This window comes from Acidovorax sp. Root217 (assembly GCF_001428645.1).
Classification (GTDB): domain Bacteria; phylum Pseudomonadota; class Gammaproteobacteria; order Burkholderiales; family Burkholderiaceae_C; genus Acidovorax.
In genome coordinates, this window is record NZ_LMIH01000012.1 from 663971 (window position 1) to 675796 (window position 11826).

The 11826-nt window shown below is 67.9% G+C and carries 10 protein-coding genes; 6 read left to right on the forward strand and 4 right to left on the reverse strand.

Annotation, left to right across the window (positions count from 1 at the left end; genetic code table 11):
- The first annotated feature begins 33 nt into the window (after positions 1 to 33).
- Both ASE31_RS13095 and arsC read left to right on the forward strand, forming a co-directional pair.
- A complete protein-coding gene (locus ASE31_RS13095; RefSeq protein ID WP_057202047.1) occupies positions 34 to 864 on the forward strand; it encodes a ZIP family metal transporter in 831 nt (276 codons plus the stop codon).
- Positions 854 to 1225 (forward strand): arsenate reductase (glutaredoxin), encoded by a 372-nt coding sequence (gene arsC, locus ASE31_RS13100; RefSeq protein WP_057202048.1) that lies wholly within the window; start codon positions 854 to 856, stop codon positions 1223 to 1225. The genes ASE31_RS13095 and arsC overlap by 11 nt, the downstream gene beginning before the upstream one ends.
- A gap of 7 nt (positions 1226 to 1232) precedes the next feature.
- Here the strand turns inward: arsC and ASE31_RS13105 are convergent, their stop codons facing one another.
- Positions 1233 to 1982 carry a LytTR family DNA-binding domain-containing protein gene (locus tag ASE31_RS13105; RefSeq protein WP_057202049.1) on the reverse strand — a complete coding sequence of 250 codons (750 nt, stop codon included), beginning with the start codon at positions 1980 to 1982 and terminating at the stop codon, positions 1233 to 1235.
- Entirely contained in the window at positions 1979 to 3166 is a 1188-nt protein-coding gene (locus ASE31_RS13110; protein ID WP_057202050.1) for a sensor histidine kinase, read from the reverse strand. Before ASE31_RS13110 ends, ASE31_RS13105 begins: the two co-directional genes overlap by 4 nt.
- 51 nt (positions 3167 to 3217) lie before the next feature.
- Here ASE31_RS13110 and argH point away from each other — a divergent pair, with 51 nt between their 5' ends.
- The 4 genes from argH to ASE31_RS13130 all read left to right on the forward strand — a co-directional run bounded on the left by argH (position 3218) and on the right by ASE31_RS13130 (position 8297).
- Entirely contained in the window at positions 3218 to 4687 is a 1470-nt protein-coding gene (gene argH / locus ASE31_RS13115; RefSeq protein WP_057202051.1) for an argininosuccinate lyase, read from the forward strand.
- 125 nt (positions 4688 to 4812) lie between these two features.
- Entirely contained in the window at positions 4813 to 5799 is a 987-nt protein-coding gene (locus ASE31_RS13120; RefSeq protein ID WP_057202052.1) for a Bug family tripartite tricarboxylate transporter substrate binding protein, read from the forward strand.
- A gap of 33 nt (positions 5800 to 5832) precedes the next feature.
- On the forward strand, positions 5833 to 7296 hold the full coding sequence (locus tag ASE31_RS13125; RefSeq protein WP_057202053.1) for a diguanylate cyclase domain-containing protein: 1464 nt from the start codon (positions 5833 to 5835) through the stop codon (positions 7294 to 7296).
- Positions 7297 to 7442: 146 nt separating this feature from the next.
- A complete protein-coding gene (locus ASE31_RS13130) occupies positions 7443 to 8297 on the forward strand; it encodes an SGNH/GDSL hydrolase family protein (RefSeq protein ID WP_057202054.1) in 855 nt (284 codons plus the stop codon).
- A 16-nt stretch (positions 8298 to 8313) separates the two neighbouring features.
- Here the strand turns inward: ASE31_RS13130 and opgC are convergent, their stop codons facing one another.
- Together opgC and ASE31_RS13140 are read right to left on the reverse strand one after the other, a co-directional pair.
- Positions 8314 to 9573 (reverse strand): OpgC domain-containing protein, encoded by a 1260-nt coding sequence (gene opgC, locus ASE31_RS13135; RefSeq protein ID WP_057202055.1) that lies wholly within the window; start codon positions 9571 to 9573, stop codon positions 8314 to 8316.
- Between the two features lie 9 nt (positions 9574 to 9582).
- On the reverse strand, positions 9583 to 11706 hold the full coding sequence (locus ASE31_RS13140; protein WP_057202056.1) for a catalase: 2124 nt from the start codon (positions 11704 to 11706) through the stop codon (positions 9583 to 9585).
- Positions 11707 to 11826 lie beyond the last annotated feature (120 nt).

An 11826-nucleotide genomic window follows, 5' to 3' on the forward strand; every position in this document is an offset into this window, starting at 1 on the left:
TACCTATCGCTCAATGGACGGTCACATACAGCTATGACTCTGATAGCAATCATCCTCGCCACCCTGGCTGCCGGCATCGGCAGCGTGTGGCTGGCCGCGCTGCTCATGCGCATGGGCCTCGGCGGTCGCACGGACAGCGTGGGCCCCCAGCACCTCTTGAGCCTGGCGGCCGGCGCGCTGCTGGCCACGGCTTTCATGCACCTCTTGCCCGAGGCCTTCGAGAGCCAGGCCGGAGCACACGACCTGTTCGCCACGCTGCTGATCGGCGTGGTCTTCTTCTTCCTGCTGGACAAGGCGGAGCTCTGGCACCACGGGCATGAGCACAGCCACGCGGCGCCGGAACCGACCCCGCACGCGGAACACGACCATGCCCATGGGCATGAGCACCACCATCATCACCACGGTGCCCCGCGCACGGGCGGCTGGGCCGTGCTCACGGGCGACAGCGTGCACTGTTTTGGTGACGGTATCCTGATCGCATCGGCCTTCATGGCCGACATCCGTCTGGGCATGATCGCCGCCGTCTCGGTGCTCGCGCACGAGGTGCCGCACCACATGGGCGACCTGGTGGTGCTGCGCCAGACCAGCCCCAACCGCCGCATGGCGCTGGTCAAGGTGTCGCTGGCGGGCGCCGTCACGGCACTGGGCGGCCTTGTGGGCTACTACCTCGTGGGGCAGTTGCAGGACCTGCTGCCCTACTTCCTGGCCGTGGCATCGAGCAGTTTCATCTACGTGGCCCTGGCCGACCTGATTCCCCAGCTGCAAAAGCGCCTTTCCGCGCGCGAGACCGTGGCCCAGATTGCCTGGCTGATCGCCGGCATGGTGATCGTCACCCTTGTGAGTGGAGCGGCCCATGCCCATTGAAGGCGCGGAAAAGAACATGGTCACGATCTACCACAACCCCCGTTGCGGCACCTCGCGCAGCACCCTGGCCCTGCTGCGGGAGCGCGGGGTGGAGCCCGAAGTCATCGAGTACCTCAAGACCCCGCTGGACCGCGCTGCGCTGCAGGCGCTGGTGGCGGCCATGGGTGTGCCGGTCATCGACCTGGTTCGCGCCAAAGAGGCGGTGTTTGCCGAATTGAAGCTGGGCGAGCCGGGCGTGACCGACGCCCAGCTCATCGACGCCATGGTGGCCCACCCCATCCTCATGAACCGGCCTATCGTCGCCACGCCGCTGGGCACACGGTTGTGCCGGCCGGCAGAGACGGTGCTGGAGATCCTCTAACCACAGGTCAGCGCGCCAGTTCCTCGCGCACGGCCGCCACCTGCCGGCGCGAGACGGTAAGCACCTCCGTCATGCCCTGCAGGCGCACGGCCCAGCCGTCGCCTTCCTCCGGGTCGTAGTGCTTTTCGAGCGCGCGCACGGCGCGCCGCGCCACCAGCGCATTGCGGTGGATGCGAAGGAAGCGCGTGGGGTAGCGCGCCTCCAGTTCGCTCAGCGCGCCGTCCATGATGTAGCTGCGCGTGGCGGTGCGCACCGTCACGTACTTCTGCTCGGCCTTGAAATACAGCACCTCGGCCAGCGGCAGGCGTTCGGTGCGGCCCCGGTCCTGGATCACCAGCGCCTCGCCATCGGCCGCCGAAGCGGCTGCCGGGATGTGGGCCGGGCGGGTGGTGCGCTGCACCTTGGCCAGGGCCTGCTGCAGGCGCTCGCGCCGCACGGGCTTGGTCAGGTAGTCCACTGCATCGAGCTCGAAGGCACTCACCGCATGGTCGGCATGCGCGGTCACGAAAACCACGGCCGGTGGGCGCGCCAGCGCCTGCAGGGCGTGCGCCAGGCCCAGGCCGTCCTGGCCCGGCATGTGGATGTCCAGCAGCACCAGGTCGAAGGCGCTGCCCCCGGTGGGCCCCAGCAACGCCATGGCCTCGCCGGCGTTGCCGGCTTCGGACACGGTGGTGTGCAGTGTCTCGGCGCAGTCGCCCAGCAGGGTGCGCAGGCGGCTGCGGGCCAGGGCTTCGTCGTCAACGATGAGGATGTTCATGGCGCGGCATTGCGGGTAGGAGCGGAAGGAGGCGGGGTGGAGGGGGAGGGCGGCGTCGCGGGCCGGCCATGCCGCCTCGGGCGCCGGGATACGCGGGCCGGTGCGCCCTGCACGGGCAGGGAGATGCGCACCTGGTAGAGGCCATCGAGCACCCCGGCGGTGAATTCGCCCTGCACATCATGCAGCAGGGCCAGGCGCGCACGCACATTGGCCAGGGCGATGCCATGGCCGCGCGGTACGTCGTGGTAGCGGATGTCGCTGGCGGGCAGCGTGTTGGTGATGCGCACCACCACGCGGTTGCCGCGCAGCTCGGTCATCACCTTGAGCTTGCCACCGCGCGGGCTGGGTTCCACGCCGTGCTTGACGGCATTTTCCACCAGCGGCTGCAGCAGCAGGGGCGGCAGGCGGGCGCTGTCGGTGCGCGGGTCCAGGCTCCACTGCACCTGCAGGCGCTTGCCAAAGCGCACCTCCTCGATGCCCAGGTAGCGGCGCGCCAGGGTGATCTCCTCGGCCAGCGTGGTCGATTCGCCCTGCTCGACGAGCGCCACGCGGAACAGGTCGCTAAGGTCTTCCAACAGCGATTCGGCCTTGGCGGGCTCCTTGCGCACCAGCGCGATCGCGCTGTTGAGCGTGTTGAACAGAAAGTGCGGGCGAATGCGCGACTGCAGCTCGGTCAGGCGCGCCGTGGTAGCCGCCGGGGTGCGCCCGCGCGCACGCAGGACCAGGGCCGCGACCAGCAGGGCCGCGAGCAGCGCCCCCGTGGCGGCACTGGCCACCCAGGGCGAGCGCTCGGCCACACCGGCCAGCGTGAGCATGGCGCAGGCGTACAGGCCCGCCAGTGCCCCCAGGGCCACGCCGGCCGCATATTGCGGGCCGGTGCGCAGGTTCTGCAGCACCGTCTTCAAGCTGCAGGCCGTGATCAGCCAGGCCAGCGTGGCCGGCAGGGCGCCGCCCGTGACCAGGGCCATGCTGGCCAGCCACTGGGCCGGGGTCTGGGCGCCGAACAGGGTGCCCACGCCCACCACGACCTCGACGAACAGCACGGCCCGCAGCACCACGCCAACCTGGCAGGCGTCGAACACCAGCGCCCTTCCGGCAGGGGGCTGGCCACTGCGCGAAGGGCCTCTGGGCGGGTCCGATTCGGCGTCGGGAGGCGGGGTCGATAAAATTTGCGTGTTTTGCATTGCGGCATCCGGGTGTTCCGGGTGTCAGAACTACCGGATTATTGCCCTCCCATGTCCAACAGCCAAGCCAATAGCGCGCCGTCCGCGCCCTCCCACAACCAGCTCGACACCAAGGCACAGGCCTGGTCGGCGCTGTTTTCCGAGCCCATGAGCGACCTGGTCAAGCGCTACACCTCCAGCGTCTTCTTCGACAAGCGCCTGTGGCAGGCCGACATTGCCGGCAGCCTGGCGCATGCCGACATGCTGGCCGCGCAGGGCATCATCAGCGCCGAGGACCATGCCTCGATCCAGCGCGGCATGGCGCAGATCAGCGCGGAAATCGAATCCGGCGGCTTCGAATGGAAGCTTGACCTCGAAGACGTGCACCTGAACATCGAGGCACGCCTGACCCAGCTCGTGGGTGACGCCGGCAAGCGCCTGCACACCGGCCGCAGCCGCAACGACCAGGTGGCCACCGACGTGCGCCTGTGGCTGCGCGGCGAGATCGACCTGATCGCCGATCTGCTCAAGGAGCTGCAGGTGTCCCTGGTGGACGTGGCCGAACAGAACGTGGAAGTCATCCTGCCGGGCTTCACCCACCTGCAGGTGGCCCAGCCCGTGAGCTTTGGCCACCACATGCTTGCTTATGTGGAGATGTTCGCGCGCGATGCCGAGCGGATGGCCGACGTGCGCCGCCGCGTCAACGTGCTGCCCCTGGGCGCCGCCGCCCTGGCCGGCACCACCTACCCGCTGGACCGCGAGCGCGTGGCGCGCACCCTGGGCATGCAGGGCGTGTGCCAGAACAGCCTGGACGCCGTGAGCGACCGCGACTTCGCCATCGAGTTCACCGCCGCCGCCAGCCTGTGCATGGTGCACGTGAGCCGCTTGAGCGAAGAGCTCATCATCTGGATGAGCCAGAACTTCGGCTTCATCAAGATCGCCGACCGCTTCACCACCGGCAGTTCCATCATGCCGCAGAAGAAGAACCCCGACGTGCCCGAACTGGCGCGCGGCAAGACCGGCCGCGTGGTCGGCCACCTGATGGGCCTGATCACCCTGATGAAGGGCCAGCCCCTGGCCTACAACAAGGACAACCAGGAAGACAAGGAGCCGCTGTTCGACACCGTGGACACGCTCAAGGACACGCTGCGCATCTTCGCCGAGATGGTCGGCGGCCAGTTGAACCCCGCCTCGGGCAAGAAGGAGGGCGGCATCACCGTCAACGCGCCCGCGATGGAGCAGGCCGCGCTCAAGGGCTATGCCACCGCCACCGACCTGGCCGACTACCTGGTCAAGAAAGGCCTGCCCTTCCGCGACGCGCACGAAACCGTGGCCCACGCCGTGAAGGCCGCCGTCTCGCACCAGGTGGATCTGTCGGAGCTGCCGCTGGCCGTGCTGCAGGGCTTCCACCCGCAGATCGAGAAGGACGTGTTCGACGCGCTGAGCCTGCGCGGCTCGCTCAATGCGCGCAACACCCTGGGCGGCACCGCGCCTGCCCAGGTGCGCGCCCAGTTGGCGCGCCACCGCGCACGGCTGGCGTAACTCCTGGCTGGGTGTATTTCTTGCATGGTGAGGTAGCCGCCCACCGGCGGTGCATGACAGCGCAGCAGCGTGCGGCTACGATCCTCGCCTGTTGCATCTGATTACCTATCCGCTGGAGCCCCCGCATGACCTCGCCTCGCCGCCGTCTTCTCGTCAACACCCTGCGCACCGGTGCGCTGCTGCTGGGCCTTGCGGCCGCAGGCCTGGCATCGGCCCAGCCCAAGCCGATCCGGCTGCTGGTGGGTTTCCCCGCTGGCGGTGGTACCGATGCCATCGCGCGCACCCTGGCCGAAAAGCTCAAGGACGAGCTCGGCACCTCGGTGGTGGTCGAGAACAAGCCCGGCGCAGGCGGGCAGATCGCCGCCCAGACCCTCAAGGCCGGCCCGGCGGACGGCACGGTGTTGTTTCTCACCCACGACCACACCATCTCCATCCTGCCCCAGGTCGTGAAGAACGCCGGCTTCGACCCCGCGCGTGATTTCGTGCCCGTGGTCGGCATCGCCACCTTCGTGAATGCCTTCGCCGTCTCGGGCGGTACGCCCGCCAAGTCGTTTGCCGAGTACGTCAGCTGGGTCAAGAGCGCCGGCGGCGGCAAGGGCGCCGTGGGTATCCCCGCCCCGGCATCCACCCCGGAATTCCTGGTGAAGCTGGTGGGCGGCAAGTTCGGTATCGACCTGGTGTCGGCACCCTACCGGGGCAGTGCGCCCATGATGGCCGACATGCTGGGCAACCAGATCGGTGCCGGCGTGGCCTCCATCCCCGATTTCATCGAGAACCACAAGGCTGGCAAGGTGCGCGTGGTGGCCGTGCTGGGCAAGGCCCGCCAGGCCGCCATGCCCGATGTGCCCACCTTCGACGAACTGGGCCTCAAGGGCTTCGAGGACCTGCCCTACTACGGCATCTATGCCCCCACCGGCACGCCGCAGAAGTTCGTCACGGATTTCTCGAACGCCGTGGCCAAGGTGATCGCCATGCCCGAGGTGCGCGACCACCTCACGGCCATGGGCCTGACCGTGGGCCATATGTCGCCCACGCAGTTCGCAACGCGCGAAAAGGCCTACACCGCCGCCTGGACCAAGATCATCAAGGACACCGGCTTCGTGGCCCAGTAATCCCGTCTGCGCAGGCCGGCTCCCATCCCCTTTATGCCCACCGCCCGCCTGCCAGCGCACTGGCTGCGTTCCCGCTTCCTGCCCTTGCTGGTGGGACTGGCCAGTTGCGCGCTGGCCATGCTGCTGGCCTGGCTGGTGATCGACATCTCGAACACCAAGGCGCGCACCGAGATCGCGGCGCGTGCACAAACCCATCTTCTCGAAATTCGCGACCGGCTGGACCGGCAGTTGCAGAGCACATTGTCGGTGCCAGAGACCGTGGCCGCCTTCGTGGCAGCGCAGGGCCAGATGGAGCCCGAGATCTTCGCCTCGGTGGTGGGGCGGCTGCTGGAGAGCCAGCGCAACATCCGCAACCTGGCGCTGGCGCCGGACAACGTCATCAGCGACATCTACCCGCGCTTGGGGAACGAAAAGGCCCTGGGCCTGCGCTACCTGGACAACCCCCAGCAGCGCGGCGCGGTAGAGCGCGCCATCCAGACCCGGCGTACCGTGGTTGCCGGCCCGATCCCGCTGGTGCAGGGCGGGCTGGGGATCGTCAGCCGTACGCCGGTATTCCTCACCAGCCTGCCGGGGGCCCGCCCCGGGGCGGAGCCACGCTATTGGGGCATCGTCTCGCTTGCGGTGAATGCCGATACGCTGTTTGCCGATGTGGGGCTCAACACGGACCAGATGGGCTTCCAGGTGGCAGCCCGCGGGCTTGATGCGACCGGAGCCCAAGGGGCCGTGTTCATTGGCCGCGCAGCCCTGTTTGACGACAAGCCGGCCACGCTCGACGTGCCTTTGCCCGGGGGTGGCAACTGGACCCTGGGCGCCGTGCCCGTGGGTGGCTGGAAGGCCGCCGGCAGCGCGCCAGCGCTGGTCGTGACCATGTCGTACGTGTTTGCCGTGTTGCTGGGCCTGCTCAGTGCCTGGCTGGTGCGTGCCCACCAGCAGGTGCTGGCGCTGGCCAGCCACGACCGCCTCACCGGGCTGCCCAACCGCCGCCTGTTCGAAGACCGCCTGTCCCAGGCCGTGCTGGCCGCCTACCGCGACCACCGTGCCGGCGCGCTGCTGCTGGTTGACCTCGATGGCTTCAAGGCCATCAACGACAGCATGGGACACGGCTGCGGCGACCAGGTGCTGGTGCGGGTAGGCCAGCGCCTGGCGGGGCTCGCCCGTGCCAATGACACGGCTGCACGGCTGGGGGGCGACGAGTTCGCCCTGGTGTTGAATGCGGTGACTTCGCCGCAGGCCGCGATGGAAATCGCCCAGCGTGTCATCCAGGACATGCTGGCACCCATCGGCCTGGACAACGGCGAGCATGTGCGCATCGGTGTCAGCATCGGTGTGGCCGTGTTCCAGGGCGACGCGGCCGAGGCCCTGCCGGCGCTGATCGACCGGGCCGACCAGGCGCTGTATGCCAGCAAGCGCACCGGCAAGGGCAAGGCCACGCTGGCCGACTCGGCCGAGTTGCACACCTATGCGACGCAGCCGCTGAACAGCTCCACCATGCCGTGAACCATCCACTCGGATGGCTGTGGCAGTGCCCATGGCTGGATTGGCCTGACGGGCCAGCCGAAGTTGTAAAACATGGGGTGGATGCGGTGAAATTGCCGAAAATGGCCCCATCTGATAATGATGTGCCACTTCCTGGAACCCATGCCATGAAGCGATTTCCCCGCCTTTCCAAACTCGCCCGGCGCCTTGCGCTGTCGGGTGTGCTGGTGTCGAGCACGGCTGCGGTGCATCCGGCCCCCGTGGGCGCTGCGGGTTCGGCGCCCGGGTCCAAGACGACACAGTCATCGTCCGCCTCCCACTATGCGCGTTGGCAAGCCAGCATGGACGCGTTTGCCTCCGCCGACAAGGCCCAGGCGCCTGCCGAGGATGGCGTGCTCTTCGTGGGCAGCTCCACCATCCGCTTCTGGACGCAGTTGCCGCAGGATTTTCGCGACGTGCCGGTGGTCATCAACCGCGGCTTTGGCGGTTCCACCATGGCCGACTGCCAGTACTTCGTGAAGCAGTTGGTACTGCAGTACCGCCCGCGCCAGGTGTTCGTTTATGCCGGGGACAACGACCTGGCCGAAGGCCGCTCGCCCCAGCAGGTGCTCGAGAGTTTTGAGGGCTTTGTGGCCGCCGTGCGTGCCGAACTGCCCGACACGCGCATTGCCTATATCTCCATCAAACCGAGCCCCTTGCGCGCCGAGCTGATGCCCAAGGCCCGCGAGGCCAATGCCCTGCTCGCAGGCTATGTGCGCAGCTTGCCCAACAGCGATTACATCGACATCTTCACGCCCATGCTCGACCTGCAGGGCGCGCCCCGGGCCGAGCTCTTCGGGCCGGACCGCCTGCACATGAGCGATGCCGGCTACCGGCTGTGGCGCTCGGTCATTGCCGACTATGTGGGCCGTGGCCAGCCCGCGCTGCAAACTGCACCGGGCAAGGCGGGCAACGAAACCGCTGCGGCTGCGGTGGTCGCGGTACCTGCCCTGGCGGCCGCCCAGGTCAGCACCGGCCGCTGAGCTTCCCGCAGTTGCCTCAACCCGGCGCGACCTTGGCCTTCGGCGGGTCGCGCGGCTTGGGCTGCACCCCCTGGCGGGCGGACGCAGGGGGGTACATGGGTGGGCGTTTCTGTCCGGGTGCCAGGACCGCCGGCGGGGTGGTGTCCTCCCCGGGTTTCTTTTCCAGCCACAAGGTGGCGCGTGCCACCGCATAGAGCACTGCGAAGGCTGCGGCCAGCAGGGCCAGGTCCATTCCCCAGGAACGGTCGTATTTCGCCCCCAGCCCCGCCAGCACCACGAGCACCAGTACCAGGTGCGCGCAGAACACCGGCAGGGACGCCGATCCCAGCGTCTCCAGCCAACGCTGGCGCGGCATGCGGGCGGCCAGCCGAGGGCCGTAGTGGATGGCGAGCACCACCAGCGCAAACAGGTTGATCATGCGCATCGGCCCCAGCGCCCATTTGTCGAACCAGGGGTTGAACCCGGCGTACGGACCCTCGGGATGGAACGGTATTTGCCCGACCAGGTGGCGCCACCCCATCAGGGAGATAGCCAGGGCCAGGGCCAGCAGCACCGACCAGCGTGGAAACGTGAACGCCGGGGCATTCGGGTCATTGCGCGTGGCGCCCATCCACAGCCCCAGCATCCACAGGAACTGCCAGCTCCACATCACGAAAGCCCCCGTTTCGTTGAAGGGCACGGGTAGCGGCACGAGGGCGTTGATGCCGTCGTACACCCCGTGCGACAGACCGAACTGCGCGGCCAACCAGACCAGCCCGCTCACCACCATCACCGGCCGCCAGCCCCAGACAAAGGCCAGCACCATCACCCAGGGGCTGGCCAGCATGAACAGCACGTACAGCGGCAGGATGTCCAGGAGCGGCGGCTCATAAAGCAGCAGCAGCCCACCCACCAGCGCGGTGAACGGCTGCTTGACGTAGAAGTTCAGCAGGTCCACCACGGCAGGCTGCTCGATGCGGATGCCGATGAAGGCAATCACGGTGAACAGGAACAGCAGCAGCGCTGCGTGGCAGGCGTAGATCTTGAGGGCCCGGCGCCAGAAGGCGTGGTGCATCTCGGCCACGCTCTTGCGCCAGGCCACACGGCCGTAGACCATGCCGGCCATGTAGGCCGACAGCAGCACGAAGCCCTCCGCCGCCGAGACATAGCCGAAGGGCTGGCCCAACGGCGAGGTGAACCGCGTGGGCAGATGCGTCACCGTCATCAGCAGCAGCATCAGCCCCCGGGCTGCATCGATTTCCCAATTGCGTGGGGACGGAGCGGTTGCGGGGGCCATGGAGGCTCTTCAGGCGAGGGTGCGCACCTTCGGCTCGCGGTCCCACTGCCGTGTCTGCGCGGCCGCGATGAAGGCCTTGCTGTCCTTGGGGTCCATCACGCCGGCATCGGGCTCTATGCCGGCGGCCTGCACGATGGCCTGCGACCCTGGGCAGGCGCCGATCGCCTTGAGGTGGCCGAAGGCATCGCGGAACCAGTCCACCGCGGCGGCTTCGCGCGAGAGCTTGTTGCCCATCTCCGTCGAGAGGATGGAGGCCACGGCATCGAACACCGTGGAAGGCGTGCCGGCCAGTTGGCCATCGGCGGGCAGCCGGCTGCCGTCGTCCATCTTGGCACCGCCCACCTTGGGGGCCACGATCTTCACGGTGGCACCGGCCTTTTCCACGGCCTTCTTGAAAGTCGCAACCGACTTCGCGTTGGAGCCATCGTCCACCAGCAGGCCCACGCAGCGGCCCTCCAGCGTGGGCTTCATGCGGTCGATGATGCGCAGGGCAGGCGAAAGCGGCATGTCCTGTGGCTGCACCGCGGCGGCGGGAGCGGGTGGCAGGGCGTCCATGCCCAGGCCATCGGCCACGCGCTGGGCGAGGGCTGCGTCCACATGCTGCAGGTGGCCCACCACCGCTTCGCGCACATGCACCGTGGCCACCTTGGAGAGCTCGAACACGATGGCCGAGGCCATGTGCGCCTGCTCCACCTCGCTCTGGCTGCGAAAGAACATGCGCGCCTGGCTGTAGTGGTCGGCGAAGCTCTCGGCGCGCACCCGGCCCTTGGCGCCGTCGTCGGCGGGACGTTCAGCAAAGTGTTTGAAGCCCTGCGCCAGCGAGGCGCGCGGCGTATCGCCCTGCAGGCTGCTGGGCTCGTAGTTCACGCGGCCCTTGGGCACCTGCATCTGCATGTGGCCATCGCGCTGCATGTTGTGGAATGGGCACTTGGGAGCGTTGACCGGGATCTGCGCGAAGTTCGGGCCGCCCAGGCGCGACAGCTGCGTGTCCAGGTACGAGAACAGCCGGCCCTGCAGCAACGGGTCGTTGGAGAAGTCCACGCCCGGCGGCACGTTGGCGGGGCAGTAGGCCACCTGCTCGGTCTCGGCAAAGAAGTTGTCGGGCCAGCGGTTGAGCACCATGCGGCCGATGGTGCGCAGGGGCACCAGCTCCTCGGGGATCAGCTTGGTCGCGTCCAGGTGGTCGAACGGGAACTTCGCCGCGTCTTCCTCGGTGAACAGCTGCACGGCAAAGTCCCACTCGGGGTAGTTGCCGGCCTCGATGGCTTCGAACAGGTCGCGGCGGTGGTAATCGTTGTCTGCCGCCTGCAGCTTCACGGCCTCGTCCCACACGGTGGACTGGATGCCGAGCTTGGGTCGCCAGTGGAACTTCACGAAGGTGCTTTTGCCCTCGGCGTTGACCAGCCGGAAGGAGTGCACGCCAAAGCCCTCGATCATGCGCAGGCTGCGCGGGATGGTCCGGTCGCTCATGGCCCACATCACCATGTGCAGGGTTTCGGGCATCAGCGAGACGAAGTCCCAGAAGGTGTCGTGCGCACTGCCCGCCTGCGGGTAGCCGCGGTCGGGCTCCATCTTCACGGCGTGCACAAGGTCGGGGAACTTCATCGCGTCCTGGATGAAGAACACCGGGATGTTGTTGCCCACGATGTCCCAGTTGCCCTCCTGGGTGTAGAGCTTGACAGCAAAGCCGCGCACGTCGCGCGGTGTGTCCACCGATCCGGCGCCGCCGGCCACGGTGGAAAAGCGGGTGAAAACGGGCGTCTGCACGCCGACTTCGGTCAGCACGCGGGCGGTGGTGAATTCGGCCAACGACTCGGTCAGCTCGAAGTAGCCGTGCGCGGCTGTGCCGCGGGCGTGCACGATGCGCTCGGGAATGCGCTCGTGGTCGAAATGCGTGATCTTCTCGCGCAGGATGAAGTCTTCGAGCAGCGTCGGCCCGCGGGGGGTGTCGCGCAGCGAATTCTGGTTGTCGGCGATCGGAATGCCCAGCTGCGTGGTCATGACGGGGTGATCGCCGCCGGCTTGCTGTTGCAATTCGTCACCATTGCCACGCTGGGTGTCTGGGGACGGGGTGGTGGAAGGGGTCGAACGTGGCTTATCCGCAGTTTTGCGGATGGCTGGGGACTTGGCCATGGATGCTCCAGAGAAGGTGTCGTGGGACGGATCAACAAGCATCTTTCGCCAGGGAAGGTCACGACGGGGTAGGACCATGGGCCGTCCTCCTGTCGGCCGCGTAAAAATGGCCTCTGCGTG

What these genes read in the sequence shown, in the direction of transcription:
- ASE31_RS13095 (WP_057202047.1), top strand. Translation starts at nt 34, where the DNA reads ATGACTCTGATAGCAATCATCCTCGCCACCCTGGCTGCCGGCATCGGC.
- ASE31_RS13110 (WP_057202050.1), bottom strand. Translation starts at nt 3,166, where the DNA reads ATGCAAAACACGCAAATTTTATCGACCCCGCCTCCCGACGCCGAATCG.
- argH (WP_057202051.1), top strand. Translation starts at nt 3,218, where the DNA reads ATGTCCAACAGCCAAGCCAATAGCGCGCCGTCCGCGCCCTCCCACAAC.
- ASE31_RS13105 (WP_057202049.1), bottom strand. Translation starts at nt 1,982, where the DNA reads ATGAACATCCTCATCGTTGACGACGAAGCCCTGGCCCGCAGCCGCCTG.
- ASE31_RS13130 (WP_057202054.1), top strand. Translation starts at nt 7,443, where the DNA reads ATGAAGCGATTTCCCCGCCTTTCCAAACTCGCCCGGCGCCTTGCGCTG.
- ASE31_RS13120 (WP_057202052.1), top strand. Translation starts at nt 4,813, where the DNA reads ATGACCTCGCCTCGCCGCCGTCTTCTCGTCAACACCCTGCGCACCGGT.
- ASE31_RS13140 (WP_057202056.1), bottom strand. Translation starts at nt 11,706, where the DNA reads ATGGCCAAGTCCCCAGCCATCCGCAAAACTGCGGATAAGCCACGTTCG.
- ASE31_RS13125 (WP_057202053.1), top strand. Translation starts at nt 5,833, where the DNA reads ATGCCCACCGCCCGCCTGCCAGCGCACTGGCTGCGTTCCCGCTTCCTG.
- opgC (WP_057202055.1), bottom strand. Translation starts at nt 9,573, where the DNA reads ATGGCCCCCGCAACCGCTCCGTCCCCACGCAATTGGGAAATCGATGCA.
- arsC (WP_057202048.1), top strand. Translation starts at nt 854, where the DNA reads ATGCCCATTGAAGGCGCGGAAAAGAACATGGTCACGATCTACCACAAC.